Origin of the sequence: Enterobacter sp. SLBN-59 (assembly GCF_024807915.1) — a bacterium.
GTDB lineage: Bacteria > Pseudomonadota > Gammaproteobacteria > Enterobacterales > Enterobacteriaceae > Enterobacter > Enterobacter asburiae_B.
Genome location: NZ_JANUFI010000001.1, coordinates 609,283 through 625,269, shown reverse-complemented (window position 1 = coordinate 625,269; position 15,987 = coordinate 609,283). Strand labels below are relative to the sequence as shown.

The window sequence follows — 15,987 nt, the reverse complement described above, 5'->3', positions numbered from 1 at the left end:
GACCGGTCAGCGGCGAATACTCATTCCGGGCGAGCAAGGCTATAAACAGGGATCCGCCGGGTTGTTTTGGTGAGCGTATCAAACACCTCGGCGTCGGACGTCGCGATCCTCATCCCCGTTTTGCGTAATCTCTGCACATCGGCCGCGATGCGCTGAATGCCAAACCAGAAAAGCCCGTCGAGTGCCGTCACGGACAGCCCGTTTTCCAGCGCCAGCCTGAGGCGTTCCTTTGGGGCTTTAACCTGCTGGGCAATTTGCCGGTAAGGCAGTTCATTGCATCCTGTCGCGTCACTGCGCTGGATACGCGTTTTCAGCTGATAGGTAAATTCGTCAGGTATTCCGTCGAGATCCCTTTTCAGGCTATAGACGCAGCCAAAGCGCTTGCCGTTGAACAGAACATTTTTCTGACTGAGCTGAAGCTCTTTTCTGACAATGTCTATCAGCTGGGGCGCACGGGTAAGGAGCAGCCTGAAGGGCAGCTCGAAGCTGGTGACGTAATCCACATTGAGCAACGCGAGGCGCAGCCGCTCCTCTGCACCGGACTGTTGCTCACGACACTCCTCCATCACCTCTGCCCACTGGCGCGTCAGGCGCTCCGGCTCGGCGGCTTCGGTAAGGAGATATTTTTCAATCTGATAATCAACTCTTCCGGTCATCGTGTGGTATCCCGTCACTGTGGGTGCGGTAATTCTATACAGCGCGGTGAGTTTTATAAAGGACTGAACCGCAGCGGCACCCTGAAAATGTCGTTGCGATTCAGCATCCTGACGTTTCGGATCAGTGCGCCATTATCCAGCCCATCAGCAGCGTGGCGAAAATCACCGTCGACGCGCCGCCGATGCGGGTGGCGATCTGCGCGAACGGCATGAGCGACATTCGGTTAGACGCGGACAAAATGGCCACGTCCCCCGTTCCGCCCAGCCCGCTGTGGCAGCAGGTCACAATGGCCGCTTCCACAGGATACATATTCAGACGCGACGCGATAACGTAGCCGCTCAGCGCCATCGCAATCACAACCGAACCGCATACCACCACGTATCCCACCGAGAAGACCGACACCACGCTTTCAAGCGGCACGTATAACATTCCGAGGCCGATCATCAGCGGCCAGACCAGCGCAGCCGAGACGAATTTATAGCAGCTGTGCGCGCCCTGCTCCATTGAGGCCGGGATCACCCTGAAGTATTTACACAGGACGGCAATCAGGATCATCAGCACCGGGCCGGGAATGTGTACCAGTTTTTCAAACAATCCGCCGACGATGAAAAACGCGCACACCATCAGCAATCCGCCCCCCATCAGATGAAAATCCGTCTGCTGCGTGCTTTGCGCCCCGGCAAACAGGCTGGCGTCGTCTTTACTCCGCGTAAGCATGCCATCTCCCGAAAGCGCAGGGCGTTTCGCGCCGAGACGCGCCAGCGAGCCCGCACAAATAATGGCGAAGATATTCCCGACGACCGCAGCGGGTGCCAGCTGCGCAACGTAGACGTCCGGCGTCTGCCCCAGTATTGCCGAATAGGCCAGGGACAGCGGCAAAATCCCCTCGCCAATCCCACCGCCGATGATGGGCACAATGATGAAGAAGAAGGTGTGGTAAGGCGTATAACCAAACAGTGAGCCCACAATGAGGCCGCTCAGCACGGCCATGCATGTTCCCGCCACCAGCGGAACAAACATGCGCATCATCCCCTGGATCAGCAGCACCCGGTTCATCCCCAGAATGCTGCCGACCACCAGGCAGGCGATGACGAAATAGAGCAGATTCGCCTCTTTCATCAGCAAATGCACGGTATCAAGGGTATGTTTCCCGAATACGCCAAAATAGACCAGCACGGAGGGGACCATCAGGCACAGGATCGCCGGGCCGCCGATATCTTTCAGCACCGGGATTTGACGCCCTACTTTGGCAAACGCGAAGCCGAGGGTCATGATGACCGCGAGTCCACCAATCATATTTTTTGGCAGCAGCCCTGCCCAGGCGGACGTCGCCACAATCGCGGCGATCCCGACGAACAGCATCAACGGGACCGTGCCCACCTCGGTATTGTTGAGCCCAAAGGCAAAACGCGAGGTCGACAGTTCAGAAGTCGGTACAGGATTATCTTTCATATAATCACCTGAATTTGTGTTCGGATAAACAGAGAAAGGAATAACTGAAACTATTCCTGATACGAATAAATGTTCTTAAATATAAATAAAGACTTAGATGGCCTTTTCTAAAAACAGGCTCAACATGAAATTAGCACGGGCCTGCCGGAAGAAATGTGAACAATTCGGCTCTTTGCTTTTAAATAACTTAATTCAGCATTAAGTAACTAAAGTTATTTATGGCGCCCATTGTCGCTTTCTTGCGTCTTATCAATATTTGACGAAAGTATTAGTTATCCAACTAATGCAATCTTTTTGAAATTAATAAAACCAGAGAGAGTGTGACCCTTGTCACTCCTGCCCTGCTTTCTAAGCGCTAGATTAGCGCTGCAATAAAACACATAAAATACCCTACAGGAAATACTATGCCTTCATTACTATTACAGTCACTGTTTCCGCTCGTCTTTATAATGTTACTTGGATGGCTAAGTGGAAAGCTGGGATATTCCCGGCGTGAAGATGCAAACGTTATGGCAACCGTGGTGATTCGTTTCGCCCTTCCTTTCCATCTTTTTATCGGCGCATTGCATACCGACCCGAATAAAATTAAGAATCTGACCTTTATGGCCGTTTTAGTTGTCGGTTTAATGGGGTCGTATTTACTGACGCTATTTATTTCGCGCTACGTTTTCCGCCACGATATCAAAACCAGCGCCATTCAGTCTCTGGTTTGCGCCTTTCCGGATATGGCCTACTTTGGCGCACCGGTCCTGGCGGTATTGATTGGGCCGGAAGGATTTATCGGCGTGCTGATTGGCAATATTATTACCAGCGTTATCATGATCCCTCTGACTATCGTCCTGATTCGTATGGGTGATAAAAACGGTCAAGATGGCCTGGAGGCACTGCACCCGGGCGCGATGATCGTGCAAAACCTCATCAAAGCGGCACGCAATCCTATCGTCTGGATCCCGGTTTCCGGCGTCTTGCTCAGCCTGGCCGGCGTGCAGATACCTTCCATTCTCAGCATGCCTATTGAGATGGTTGGCAAGGTTTCAGGCGGGCTGTCCCTGTTTGCCCTCGGCCTGTTGTTTTACGGTGAACGTCCAAAACTGAACGTGCAGACGTTTACCAACATCAGTATTAAAAACCTTATTCAGCCGGCAATGATGGCCGCAGCGGGGATCGCCTTTGGCCTGAGCCACACCTTACTGCAGCAGGTCGTTATTATTGGCGCAACGCCTTCCGCGATTGCCGCGGGGATGTTTGCCTTACGCAGCGATACCTATATTGATACCGCATCCTCTTCCATATTAATTGGCACTGCCGTCGGGGTCGTGACCGAAGGCATTATGATCTATTTCATCTCTTAATCTGCTTTATATAAAAAATTCAGGAGTTAACCATGTCCCGGAAAGAAGTTCTGTACACCCCCTATAACGGGGCCGTATTGCTGGAAAATCCGCTGCTAAATAAAGGACTCGCATTTATTAAAGAAGAGCGTGACAATTTTAATCTGCATGGGTTATTGCCGCACAACGTTGAAACTATTGAGGAACAAACCGAGCGCGCCTGGGTGCAGTTCTGCCATTTTAAAAGCGATATTTCGCGTCATGTTTACCTGCGAAATATTCAGGACACCAACGAAACGCTCTTTTATAACCTCCTGCGTTCGCATCTGAAAGAGACGCTACCGATTATCTATACCCCGACGGTCGGTGAAGCCTGCGAGCATTTCTCCACGATTTATCGACGCGCGCGCGGCCTGTTTATTTCATGGCCGAATCGACATCGTATTGATGAGATGCTGCAAAGCTTTTCGCGCAACGACGTTCGTGTGATTGTGGTGACGGACGGGGAACGTATTTTAGGGCTTGGCGATCAGGGTATCGGCGGAATGGGTATCCCAATTGGCAAGCTGTCGCTGTATACCGCCTGCGGCGGGATCCATCCGGCCTCTACCCTGCCGATTATGCTGGATGTCGGCACCAATAATCAGCAGCACCTCGACGACCCGATGTACATGGGCTGGCGCCACCCGCGCATCAGCGACGATCAGTACGCTGAGTTTATGGATATGTTTGTCAGCACCGTTAAAGCGCGCTGGCCCAATGTGCTCCTGCAATTTGAAGACTTTGCGCAGAAAAACGCCACCAGGCTGCTGCAGCGCTACCGCGACCAGCTGTGCTGCTTCAATGATGATATCCAGGGCACGGCCGCCGTGACCGCCGGTACGCTGATGGCGGCGGCACATGCGGCGGGCACGCGCATTCGCGACCAGCGCGTGGTCTTCCTGGGCAGCGGCTCTGCCGGATGCGGGATAGCTGAAAAAATTGTGGCGCTAATGGTGGATGACGGCCTGGCCGAGCCGGAAGCGCGCAGCCGGATCTTTATGGTCGATCGCTTCGGCCTGCTGACCGACGACATGACCAACCTGCTCGATTTCCAGAAAAACCTGCTTACCGCGCGCGACGCCGTTTGCAGCTGGCAGGTAGACTCGCAAAATATTTCCCTGCTGGACGTGGTGAAAAACGCGCATCCCACGGTGATGATCGGCGTTTCGGGCCAGCCGGGGCTGTTCAGCGAAGAGATTGTCAAAGAGATGCATCGCCACTGTCCGCGCCCGATCATCATGCCGCTCTCGAACCCGACCTCGCGGGCGGAAGCCCAGCCGCAGGATCTTATCGCCTGGACCCAGGGTGCCGCGCTGGTGGCCACCGGCAGCCCGTTCGCCCCGGTATTCTGGGAGAATGAACACTACGAGATCGCCCAGTGTAACAACGCCTATATTTTCCCGGGCCTGGGGCTGGGCGTGCTGGCCTGCAACGCGCGCCGGGTGACGGAAGAGATGCTGATGGCAGCAAGCCGCAGCCTGGCCGCGCAGTCTCCGCTGGTCACCACGGAAAAAGGCGGATTGCTGCCGCCGGTAGATCAGATTGAAACGGTTTCACGCCAGATTGCCGTCGCCGTCGCCCGGGCCGCGATTGAACAGGGCGTGGCTCCGGCGACAGATGATGAGACGCTGATGGCGCGTATTGAGAAGACCTGGTGGCAGGCGGACTATGCGCCGTACCGCAGGTCTGCGCTGTAAGCCTCGATCCTGCCCTCGCTGCACGGTGAGGGCAGGATTGCTGCCTCAGTGCTGGACGCCCGATCGGTCGGAAAGATCGGCGGCGGACAGGATATCAGCCCGTGGTGCCACGCTCTTGCGGCGGGCATACCGGTCAGGCTGACCTTCAGGACGCGTTTTGAAGCGCCGGTGTAGCCACATATACTGTTCTGGCGCCATCCGTACCGCCTGCTCAATCGCCCTGTTCATCTGCGTCGCAACAGATTCTTTATCGCCCCCCTGCAGCGCCTCGCTGATATCCTCCAGAATAATCAGTTCGTAGCCGGTACCGTCCGCCCTGCGGCGCGGCACAAAGGGAATGACGGCTGGCTTAGCGCTTTTGACCAGCATATAGCTTCCAGCGGTCGTGGCGGCATCCGCAACCGCAAAGAACGGCACAAAGACGCTATTGGTTTTGCCATAGTCATGGTCCGGGGCGTACCACAAAATTTCATTCTGCTTCAGCGAGCGGATCATGCCCTTTAAATCATGACGATCGAGCATGGTTTTATTGGAGCGCAGGCGCCCGCGCGTCTGAAGCCAGTCCAGCAGCGCGTTATTATTCGGACGATACACCCCAATGCCGGGGTTGAGCATGCCAAAGATCCGCGCGCCCAGCTCAAGGGTGAGAAAATGCATGCCAACGAGCACCACGCCATTTCCCTTTGCCCGCGCCTTTTCCATGTGCTCATAACCCGTCACGGTAAAGCATTTCTTCACCCGCCACGCGGGCCAGAACCATGCCATCCCGGTTTCGATTACCCCCATTCCTACCGATTCAAAATTACGCTGCAGCAGTGACTCTCGCTCCGCCTTTTTCATCTCCGGAAAACAGAGTTCCAGGTTGCGGCGGGCAATCTCAACGCGGCGCGGAAGCAGGCGCATCGCCAGCCGTCCAAGACTGTGGCCGATTCGGAACAGCAGCGGATAAGGGAGCAGCATGATGAGCCACAGCGCGGCGATGCCAGCCCAGCTTAGCCAGTAACGAGGGTGAAGAAAGGCGAGTGAAAAACGGGGTAATTTTGTCATGAGAAAATTATCCTTTAGCGTGTCTGTCCTTAACTGATTCTGTTTGAGATCTTTCCTAAGGATGTATGAAATGCCAGTCAGAAACGTAAAGTGTAACGGATAAGATAAAACGCATTTTTATCGATTTTTGCGAAAAAGCGGGAAGACGAGACGGGAAAAACCGGGGAGGAGAGTTCCCCCCCGGCAATTGCGCTTACATTGAATAGCCTGGCTTTTTGATTAATTCGTCCAGCTTCGGTCCTATTTCGGTATCCCAGACCTGCGCTTTCCAGTCCTCCTGGTTCACCTGATTCAACGCAACGGACACCGAGCTGTCTTTGCTGTTGAAATGGCGAATAATGACCTCAGCAATATCCTCGGCCAGTGCGGTTTTTTGTTCGTCGTTCAAATCGCGGGGAAAACATTTGATATCTACGTGTGGCATATGCAGGCTTCCAGTTGTGAGTCAGGGCTCCACGTTATCAGATAATACCGTTGGCCTTTAACACCTTGTGCAGTTCCGGCAGCTGACATACGGTATCTGCGATGGCCGTCAGTTTCGGCGTATTGGTTGCAAACCAGTCATGGCGTGGCCCCCAGGTGCGCGCCACCGCGATATACACGTCCAGCAGCGTCAGCCGTTCCCCCAGCGCAAACGGGGCGGCCTTGAGCTGAGTTTCGAACCACAAATAGAGGGACTTCCGGTATCCGATGCAGTTTTTCTGCAGCTGTTCAGGCGCATCCTGCGCCCAGCGTTCGGGATAGTCCGCATACGTAAACGTGGGATAGACGTTGGCCACAAACCAGATCAGCAAGCGCTGAAACTGCTGGCGTTCGGCCTGCCCCACGGGCGGCGCAAGATCGGGACATCTGTCGAGCACCATCATGGCAATCGCCGCCGTTTCGGTCATGATGGCGCCATTTTCCAGCTCCAGCGTGGGCACCTGACACAGCGGGTTAAGCTTTTGCAGCAGCTCACGCTGCGGACCGGGCTGGTCAAACCCGTCCACGTTGATAAATTGATAAGGGATATCGGCCAGGGTTAGCATCACTTCACCGATCGCCGAGCCCCAGCCGGGTACGCCATAGAGTTTAATCATGTTGCCTCCGCAGGGATGAAAACCCTAAGTGTATACCCGTCATACTTCAAGTTGCAGGTGCGTTGGCTGCACTCACTCACCCCAGTCACGTACTTGTGTACGCTCCCGGGGATTCGTTCCCTTGCCGCGTTACTCGGCCTGTAGCCTCGCCCCTTCGGGGCCAGCGCAAGCGCTGTTCAAAACGGCAAGCCGTTTTGTCCTGCAACTCGAATTATTTTGGGTATAGAGCACCATTAGTAGGTTATCCCAGGCGGGTTGACCTCCGACTGCGCCACCGCTTCGCCCTGCTCACCCCAGCGCGCCAGCACCTTCTGGTAATCTCCGCGCTTAATCGCGCCGTCCAGCGCGGCCTGCAGCGCGTACACCAGCTCATTGCCCTTTTTGGTGGTGGTGGCGACATAGGCTTTTTTCGGCCCTAAACCGACGACGCGGGTTTTGCCCGTGAGCGCAGCCTTATAGGCCGATACCGACTGCGGGCCGAAGAACACGTCAGCCCTGCCGGACTGAATATAGAGATTGCCCGAGGCATCGTCGTGGAGATAGACCGGCAGCGCAGGCGCCCTTCCCGCCTTTTTGTTCTCTTCGTTCCAGCCCAGCAGGATGCGTTCCTGATTCGTACCAGAGCCGACGATCACCTTTTTCCCGGCCAGATCTTCCGCGCTTTTGATTGACTGAATCTCGCTGGTGGATTTCACCGAAAACGCCAGCGAATCGACGCGGTAGGTCGCAAAATCAAATTTCTCTTTACGCTGTTCGGTCACCGCAATGTTCACCAGCGCCACGTCGTAGCGCCCGGAGGCGATCCCGAGCGGCCAGTCTTCCCACGCCGTCGGCACCAGCTTCAGCTTTAGCCCCAGGCTGCCCGCCAGCAGGCGGGCGATATCCGGGTCGCTGCCGATGCGCGTGCGGTTATCGCTGGCCAGCAGCGCCAGCGGCGGAGAATTCAGCGCCGAAACAGCGACCGTCAGCGTACCCGGCTCAACGAATTTGTAATTGGCGGGGATCTTCGCCACAGCCAGCCTATCCACCGTCACCGGCAGCGGCTGCTCGTTGGCTTTCAAATCAATGCTGGCGTGGCTCGCCGTCGTGAAGACCAGCCCCGCCAGAAGTCCATATTTCATTGGCACTCCTTACAAGACTTTGGAGAGAAACTGGCGCGTTCGCGCATGTGACGGACGGTTTAATACCTCGTCACTGCTTCCCTGCTCGATGATTTTTCCGTCGACCATAAACACCACCTGATCCGCCACCTCCCGGGCAAAGCCGATCTCGTGGGTAACCACCACCAGCGTGGTGCCGGACCGCGCCAGCTTTTTGATCACGTCCAGCACTTCCCCCACCAGCTCCGGATCCAGCGCCGAGGTGGGCTCATCAAACAGCATCACGCGGGGACGCAGCGCCAGCGCGCGGGCAATGGCAATACGCTGCTGCTGCCCGCCGGAGAGATGACGAGACCAGGCATCGGCTTTATCCCGCAGCCCGACCACGTCCAGCAGGCTGTACGCCCTTTCCACCGCCTCTTTTTTGCTGAGCTTTTTATGCGCGATGGGCGCCTCAATCAGGTTTTCCAGCACCGTGAGGTGCGGAAAGAGATTGAAGTTCTGGAACACGTAGCCCACGTTGACGCGCTGCTTGAGGATCTCCTTCTCCTTCAGCTCATAGAGCCTGTCGCCCTGACGACGGTAGCCGATGTAGTCTCCGTCGATCTGAATAAAACCTTCATCGACGCGCTCCAGGTGGTTAATAGTGCGCAGCAGCGTCGATTTACCAGAGCCGGACGGCCCGAGGATGACCGTCACGGACCCGGGCGGGATCTCAAGCGAAACGTTGTCGAGCGCCTTATGGCGACCGAAATACTTGCTGACGCCGGTAATCGAAATATGTCCTTCAGGAGAGGCTTGCATGGACGGGCTCCTGTGCTGGCGTGGTGGTGACAGAACGGGTGCGACGAGCGGCACGGTTCTGGTTAACGGCAGAGCGGCGTTCGCTGCGGGCAAGCGCGCGCTCGACGCCATACTGGATAGCGGACAGGACGGTGGTGATCGCCAGATACCAGGCGGCACCGACCATCAGCAGCGGGATCACCTCCTGCGTGCGGTTGTAGATCATCTGGATGGTATAGAACAGCTCCGGCATCGCCAGGACGTACACCATCGCCGTGCCCTTGGCGAGGCTGATGATTTCATTGAACCCCGACGGCAGAATGGTGCGCAGCGCCTGAGGCAAAATGATGCGCACCGTGCGTCGCCAGGCCGGCAGACCGAGCGCGGCGGCGGCCTCATACTGGCCGTGATCGACCCCGAGGAATCCGCCGCGAACGATCTCGGCGGTATAGGCGCTCTGCACCAGGGTGAGCCCCACCACGGCGGTAGAAAACTGACCCAGCACGTTGATGGTTTCAAAGCTGCCCCAGGTGATGCCGGTGAACGGCACGCCGAGCGAGAGCGTGTCGTAGAGATAGGAGAAGTTGTAGAGAATGATCAGCACCACGATCAGCGGCAGCGACCGAAACAGCCAGATGTAGGCCCACGCCAGGCTGCTCAGCAGCCAGGATGAAGAGAGTCTCGCCAGCGCCAGCATGCCGCCAAGCACCACGCTCAGCGCGGTGCCGATCAGCGTCAGCAGCAGGGTCTGCCCGACACCTTCGAGGATCACCGGGTCAAAGAACCAGCGGGCAAACACCGTCCACTCCCAGCGCGGGTTAAAGGCCACGGACTGAATCACGACCGCCAGGACAAACAGCGCCACCGCGGCGCCGACGGCCCGCAGCGGATAACGCGCCGGGACCACCTTAATGGTTTCAACGTTGCTCATCGTCGTTCCTCATGCGGTTTTACTGAACGCTTCGCGTACCAGCGTTTTGGTGAAGCGCAGCCGGCCGTCAAACGGCGGCTGGCTGTACTCTTCCGGATCGCGGTTCAGATCGAACTGCGCCTGATAGCCCTGGCTGAGATAGAGCCTGACCGCTTCCGGCTGGCGAAAGCCGGTTGTCAGATAAATTTGGCTATATCCTGCCAGCACCGCCCTGCGCTCAAGCTCCTGCACCACGCGCCCGGCAAGCCCCTGCTGACGCAGGGTTTTGTCCGTCCAGATGCGTTTGATTTCCGCGGTGCGTTCGTCGAAAGGTTTGTACGCGCCGGTGGCGATAATCTTCCCGTCGCGCTCCAGTACGATAAACAGCCCCTGCGGCGCTAAATACCACTCTGTAAGCTCAACTTCCGCGTCTTTGGAGAAGTAGTCCCCGTAGCGGGCGGCATATTCACCGAACAGCCCTTCGATAATGGGCTGAAGCTCGGCGTCTTCCGGGGAAACATCACGAAATCGTTCGCTCATCACGCCTCCTTAATCGCCCAGGCCAGCCGGGTTCACTTCTGACTGAGGAATACGCTCAACGCCTTCCCCCCAGCGGTTCAGCACTTTGTCGTAGTCGCCGTTTTTGATCACGCCGTTCAGCGCGGTTTGCACCGGCTCAACCAGCCCGCTGCCTTTTTTCAGCGTTACGGCAATGTGCGCCGCCTTCGGCCAGCCGCCGTCGACGCTACCCACCAGCTTAGTTTTCCCGTTCAGCGCCGCTTTCCACGCGCCAATCACGTTCGGACCGAAGTAGGCATCCGCGCGCCCGGACTGCAGCGCCAGCGTTTGTGCCGCATCGTCTTTGGTGTAGATCGGGGTAAAGGGCTTCAGCCCCTTCTTGAGGTTTTCGGCATTCCAGGCCAGCAGGATGGCCTCCTGGTTGGTGCCGGAGCCGACGATAATCCGCAGCCCGGCGATGTCTTCCGCCTTCTGCAGCGACTTGATCGGGCTGGTTGATTTCACGTAGAACCCGAGGGAATCTTTGCGGTAGGTGGCGAAATCAAACTTCTCTTTACGCTCTTTGGTGACGGTGATGTTGCTGATGGCCGCGTCATATTTTCCGGAAGCCACGCCCAGCGGCCAGTCTTCCCAGGAGGTTGGCACCACGTTCAGCTCCAGCCCGAGGCTGTCTGCGACCAGACGGGCGACGTCAACCTCGCTTCCCAGCAGCGTTTTGTTGTCGTCGGAAAACACCGTCAGCGGCGGTTGATTGAGGCCCGCCACCGCCACGGTAAATTTCCCCGGCACGGCAAAGCGATAGTCTTTCGGCAGCTGTGCCACCGCCTCGCTGTTTTTGACGGTATTAACCGGCGTTTTATTGGCCTCGATGCTCACGCCGGTGCCGTTAATATTCACATTCTCTGCCCAGACGGCAGGGGTAAAGGCCAGCGCGAGCGCCAGAATAAGCGTTGTTTTCTGCATAGCGGGGTTCTCTTTTATTGTTGTGTGTATTGGTTTTTAGGTTCGTCTAAGCCGAGGCTTTCGCGCAGCGTGGTGCCCGGGTAGTCGGTACGGAACAGGCCGCGCGCCTGTAAAACGGGCACCACCTGGTCAACAAAGCGCGGGAAGGTGTCCGGCGTACCGCCCTGAATGATGAAGCCGTCTGCGGCATAGCCTTCAAACCAGGCCTGCAGACCGTCGGCCACCTCTTCCGGCGTACCGGAAAAGCGCGGTCGCGGCGAGGCGGCTTCCAGCGCCACCTGACGCAGGGTTAAGCTGCGCTCGCGGGCGTTACGCTTGATTTCATCGGTGGTGCTGCGGAAGCTGTTTTTGCCTAAGTCGCCGATATCCGGGAACGGCTCGTCGAGCGGGTACTGGCTGAAATCGTGATGTTCGAAATAGCGTCCGAGGTAGTTGAGGGCATCGTTAATCGACACCAGCGCCGCCGTGGTTTGATACTGGTTTTCCACGTCATCGGCGTCTTTACCCACAATCACGCTGACGCCCTGGAAAATATGTAAATCTGACGCGCGGCGTCCGTTACTTTCCAGCTGCTGCTTCACGTCGCGATAAAACGCTTTTGCCTCATCGAGGGTCTCGTGATGGGTAAAAATGGCGTCGGCATGTTTCGCCGCCAGCTTTTTCCCGTCGTCCGACGCGCCCGCCTGAAAAACGATCGGCCGCCCCTGCGGCGTTCGACCAATATTCAGCGGCCCGGCGACCTGGAAGAAATCACCGTGGTGGTCCAGGGTATGCAATTTTGCCGGGTCAAAAAACTGACCGCTCTCTTTGTTGCGCACAAATGCGTCGCCTTCCCAGGAATCCCATAGCCCTTTCACCACGTCGAGATATTCATCCGCAATGCGATAGCGCAGCGCGTGCTCGGGATGTTTTTCACGGGAAAAGTTCTTCGCTGACCCTTCCAGCGGCGAAGTCACCACGTTCCAGCCCGCGCGCCCGTTGCTCAGGTGGTCGAGGCTGGCGAACTGGCGCGCCGTGGTGAAAGGCTCGCTGTAGGAGGTGGATAAGGTTCCCACCAGCCCCAGGCGCGAGGTGATGCTGGCGAGAGCGGATAACACCGTCAGCGGTTCAAAGCGATTTAAAAAATGCGGGATCGATTTCTCGTTGATATAGAGACCGTCGGCAACGAATAAAAAATCGAGTTTGCCCTCCTCCGCCTTTAACGCCGTCGCTTTGACGAAATCAAAATTGATGCTGGCATCGGCGACGGCCTCAGGGTGACGCCAGGCGGACATATTTCCCGATGCACCATGCAAAATGGTCCCGAGCCGCAGTTGACGATGTGCAGACATATTCACCTCTTCAGAATTAAACGTGTTGCAGGGCTTTTTCCGCAAGCTGTGCAAAATAGCGGGCAGCGGGCTCAATTAGGGCTTCATCCGGATTGAAGGCCGGATGGTGTAAACCGTACGGGCTGTTGCTGCCGATGCTGACAAACGCCCCCGGGATCTGCTGCAGATAGACCGCGAAATCTTCCCCGCCCATATGCAGCTCGGCGTGCCGGGTTTCGTAGCCTGCTTCTCTGGCGACCGAGGTGGCGAAATCGGCCCAGCGCTCGTCGTTCACCAGCGCGGTGGGCCCGGCATACCAGGTGATATCAATCTGCGCGCTAAAGGCGCTGGCAAACCCGGCGGCGATTTCGCCCACGCGGGCTTTCACGTTCTGCTGCACTTCCGTGCGGTGGGTGCGCAGCGTGCCTTCCAGCTCGACGCTTTCCGGCAGCACGTTCCAGGTGTTACCGCCTGCAATGCGCGTCACGCTCAGCACCACCGAATCCAGCGTATTGACGTTGCGGCTGGCGACGCTTTGCAGCGCCGTCACCAGCTGGCTCGCCAGCACGATGGCGTCATTACCTTCGTGCGGACGTGCGGCGTGCGCGCCCTTACCGGTAATGCGGATCACGAAGCGATCGACGTTGGCATAAAACGGCCCGCCGCGGGTAGCGAACTCACCGACCGGCAGGCCGGGTTCGTTGTGCATGCCGAAGATGGCGCTGACGTCGCGCAGGGCACCGGCCCGCACCATGCTCTTCGCACCGCCAAAGTTCTCTTCGGCAGGCTGAAACAGGATCCGCACCCGGCCGTTAAGCGAGGCTTCCCGCTCTTTCAGCTTTAACGCGGCGCCGAGGATCACGCTGGTGTGGATATCGTGTCCGCAGGCATGCATTACGCCTGCACGCTGGGAGCTAAACGGCACGCCGCTGCGCTCTTCAATCGGCAGGGCATCAATATCTGCGCGCAGCGCAATCAGTTTGTTGCCCGAGCCGATTTCCGCCACCAGCCCGGTCGACAGGTCGTAAGGCTGCGGGGTGATCCCGGCATTCGTCAGCCACTGGCGCAGGCGCGTTGTGGTCTCCACTTCCTGGCCGGAGAGTTCCGGGTTCTGGTGCAGCTCGCGACGCCAGGCAATCAGCCGTTCGCCAAAGCTCATACGGTGACCTCCTTGTTAAGACGCGCCTCGGCAAGCAGGCGCAGCGACGCGACGCGCGTTGCCCCCTCCGCGACCGGCGTGTCGATGATAAATTCGTCAATGCCCCACTTTTCATGCAGGGCGTTAAGCTGTTCGAGTACCGATTCAGCCGTACCCGCCAGCAGCGACTGCGCCCGACGTGCAATGCGCACCGGCTCGCTGCCCGCCTGACGCGCAAAGGCGTAGGCCTGCTCTTCGCTGGCCACGGTGACACGCTGGCCGTTTGCCAGCTCAACGCCCCACACTTCGACCTTCTGCGCCAGGGCTTCCGCCTCTGCCTGCGTCGGCGCAACAATCGCCTGTACCGCCACAATCACGTCCCGCGCGCTGTTCTTACGCCAGGTCGAGACCACCTCGCGCAGCAGGTCAGGGTCACCGTTCAGATGCGCGGCAAACACAAAGTGCCAGCCGAGCCCGGCGGCCAGCAGCGCGCTATCGATACTCGCGCCCAGCAGGAAACCCTCTGCAGGCAGCGGCGGCAGCGGCGTGGCGCGAACGGCCTCTTCATGAGACTGATGCTCAGGACGGATCCAGCGATCGAGCTGGGCCAGCTGTTCGGCGAAGCTGCCCTTTTCCTCTTGATTCAGGCCCTGCTGCAGCGCGCGGGTTGAGAGCGGTAGCCCGCCGGGGGCTTTCCCGACGCCGAGGTCCACGCGACCGGGCGCCAGCGCGGCCAGCACGTTGAAATTCTCGGCGACTTTATAAGGGCTGTAGTGCTGGAGCATCACGCCGCCGGATCCGACGCGGATGCGCGTGGTTTGCCCGAGGATCCAGGCAATCAGCAGCTCCGGTGAGGGGCTGGCAAGGTGGGGAGTGTTGTGGTGTTCGGCAATCCAGAAGCGGTGATAGCCCAGATTTTCTGCCTGCTGCGCCAGCGCCAGCGTACGCGCCAGCGCATCGGCAGCCGTTTCGTTTTCAGCGATGGGGCTTTTATCCAGAATGCTGATTCGCCATGACATGTTGCGTTCTCGTTTGACTTAACATGTCGACATTATTAAAGGCGCATTTCACCACTGAGAAACAATTAATTTACATTTAGTTTGCCGGAAATCAGATATATAAAACCATGCTAAGAATAAGACTTTAACTCGGCAATCAGCGTTTTCCCCTGCTCGCGGCGGGTAATGCGGATGAAGCGAATATGCCCATACTGCGGGTTTTGCAGATCGGCTTCATAACGCGTGCGGTTGTTATGCCAGGTTTTCATCGTCCAGATGAGAATGGACTCTCTGCTGAAGAACGCGCGCCGGAAACTCTCTTTGTTCCCGGTTCCGGGCCAGAGCTCATGCTTATGCCAGGCCCGTTTGACTGCCCTGATGACGGCCTGCCAGAGGGTGCGGGCAAAGCTATAATCGACCCAAACCACCACGTCGACATTACGCCATTTCACCGGCCGCGTGCGGTTATAGTTGCCGTCAAGCACCCAGTCTGGCGAAGCCTGTAGCGCCTGCTCCAGCTTTTCCTGAAACACATCGTCCGGCGTTCCCTGCCAGTCGGGTCGCCAGTAGAGTCTGTCCATCTCGATATAGGGAATAGCCAGTTCGGTTGCAATCTGCTTCGCCAGCGTGCTTTTTCCGCTCCCGCTGGTTCCGATGACGTTAATTTTCACCTCAGCCTCACTGTAATAACGAAAACTGACCAAATGATAGCGTTTTCATCCTGTTAACGAAACGCTATTTCAGCATGGCAATTTTTCCTGAGAGACGATCTCGCTCTTTCAGTTTGGGTTATGTCATTTATTTGCAGTGCCGCCTAAAAACACCCCTGAAAATATTTTCATTTTTATTACATTCGCTAGCATTAACAGATTAAAAATAATGAACGACGGGTATTTCAGGCGGTCTGAATTTCAGAGAGAATATGCATCAGAGCGTTATATAAAAATAATCACATTAATCT

14 protein-coding genes and 1 pseudogene are annotated in these 15,987 nt (G+C 57.1%); 2 read left to right on the top strand and 13 right to left on the bottom strand.

What is annotated here, in order from left to right:
* Positions 1-20 precede the first annotated feature (20 nt).
* Together M2422_RS02905 and M2422_RS02900 are read right to left on the bottom strand one after the other, a co-directional pair.
* Positions 21-656, bottom strand: a complete 636-nt coding sequence (locus tag M2422_RS02905; protein ID WP_048978823.1) for a helix-turn-helix domain-containing protein — start codon at positions 654-656, stop codon at positions 21-23.
* Positions 657-777: 121 nt separating this feature from the next.
* Positions 778-2,109 (bottom strand): 2-hydroxycarboxylate transporter family protein, encoded by a 1,332-nt coding sequence (locus tag M2422_RS02900; protein ID WP_048977588.1) that lies wholly within the window; start codon positions 2,107-2,109, stop codon positions 778-780.
* A 404-nt stretch (positions 2,110-2,513) separates the two neighbouring features.
* On the opposite strand from M2422_RS02900, the gene M2422_RS02895 reads away from it, so the two are divergent.
* Both M2422_RS02895 and M2422_RS02890 read left to right on the top strand, forming a co-directional pair.
* Positions 2,514-3,461: an AEC family transporter gene (locus tag M2422_RS02895; RefSeq protein WP_023311961.1), complete on the top strand. Its 948-nt coding sequence runs from the start codon at positions 2,514-2,516 to the stop codon at positions 3,459-3,461.
* A 32-nt stretch (positions 3,462-3,493) separates the two neighbouring features.
* Entirely contained in the window at positions 3,494-5,179 is a 1,686-nt protein-coding gene (locus M2422_RS02890) for an NAD-dependent malic enzyme (protein WP_064672607.1), read from the top strand.
* A 45-nt stretch (positions 5,180-5,224) separates the two neighbouring features.
* Here the strand turns inward: M2422_RS02890 and M2422_RS02885 are convergent, their stop codons facing one another.
* The 11 genes and pseudogenes from M2422_RS02885 to M2422_RS02835 all read right to left on the bottom strand — a co-directional run bounded on the left by M2422_RS02885 (position 5,225) and on the right by M2422_RS02835 (position 15,697).
* Positions 5,225-6,226 carry a Kdo(2)-lipid IV(A) acyltransferase gene (locus M2422_RS02885; protein ID WP_039262853.1) on the bottom strand — a complete coding sequence of 334 codons (1,002 nt, stop codon included), beginning with the start codon at positions 6,224-6,226 and terminating at the stop codon, positions 5,225-5,227.
* Between the two features lie 193 nt (positions 6,227-6,419).
* Complete coding sequence (pptA, locus tag M2422_RS02880) at positions 6,420-6,650, bottom strand: tautomerase PptA (protein WP_023335848.1); 231 nt, start codon at positions 6,648-6,650, stop codon at positions 6,420-6,422.
* Positions 6,651-6,687: 37 nt separating this feature from the next.
* Positions 6,688-7,305, bottom strand: a complete 618-nt coding sequence (locus M2422_RS02875) for a glutathione S-transferase family protein (RefSeq protein ID WP_064672608.1) — start codon at positions 7,303-7,305, stop codon at positions 6,688-6,690.
* 233 nt (positions 7,306-7,538) lie between these two features.
* Positions 7,539-8,426, bottom strand: a complete 888-nt coding sequence (locus tag M2422_RS02870) for an ABC transporter substrate-binding protein (protein ID WP_048977262.1) — start codon at positions 8,424-8,426, stop codon at positions 7,539-7,541.
* 9 nt (positions 8,427-8,435) lie between these two features.
* On the bottom strand, positions 8,436-9,209 hold the full coding sequence (locus M2422_RS02865) for an amino acid ABC transporter ATP-binding protein (protein WP_064672609.1): 774 nt from the start codon (positions 9,207-9,209) through the stop codon (positions 8,436-8,438).
* Positions 9,193-10,119 (bottom strand): amino acid ABC transporter permease, encoded by a 927-nt coding sequence (locus M2422_RS02860; RefSeq protein ID WP_033145670.1) that lies wholly within the window; start codon positions 10,117-10,119, stop codon positions 9,193-9,195. Before M2422_RS02860 ends, M2422_RS02865 begins: the two co-directional genes overlap by 17 nt.
* A gap of 9 nt (positions 10,120-10,128) precedes the next feature.
* Positions 10,129-10,638, bottom strand: coding sequence for a GNAT family N-acetyltransferase (locus M2422_RS02855; RefSeq protein ID WP_032656866.1), 510 nt, complete (start codon positions 10,636-10,638; stop codon positions 10,129-10,131).
* A 9-nt stretch (positions 10,639-10,647) separates the two neighbouring features.
* Positions 10,648-12,911: pseudogene (locus M2422_RS02850) on the bottom strand (NtaA/DmoA family FMN-dependent monooxygenase).
* A gap of 16 nt (positions 12,912-12,927) precedes the next feature.
* A complete protein-coding gene (locus M2422_RS02845; protein WP_064672610.1) occupies positions 12,928-14,049 on the bottom strand; it encodes an amidohydrolase in 1,122 nt (373 codons plus the stop codon).
* Positions 14,046-15,047: an LLM class flavin-dependent oxidoreductase gene (locus M2422_RS02840; protein ID WP_032656861.1), complete on the bottom strand. Its 1,002-nt coding sequence runs from the start codon at positions 15,045-15,047 to the stop codon at positions 14,046-14,048. Before M2422_RS02840 ends, M2422_RS02845 begins: the two co-directional genes overlap by 4 nt.
* A 110-nt stretch (positions 15,048-15,157) precedes the next feature.
* Complete coding sequence (locus M2422_RS02835) at positions 15,158-15,697, bottom strand: AAA family ATPase (protein WP_064672946.1); 540 nt, start codon at positions 15,695-15,697, stop codon at positions 15,158-15,160.
* Positions 15,698-15,987: the final 290 nt, after the last annotated feature.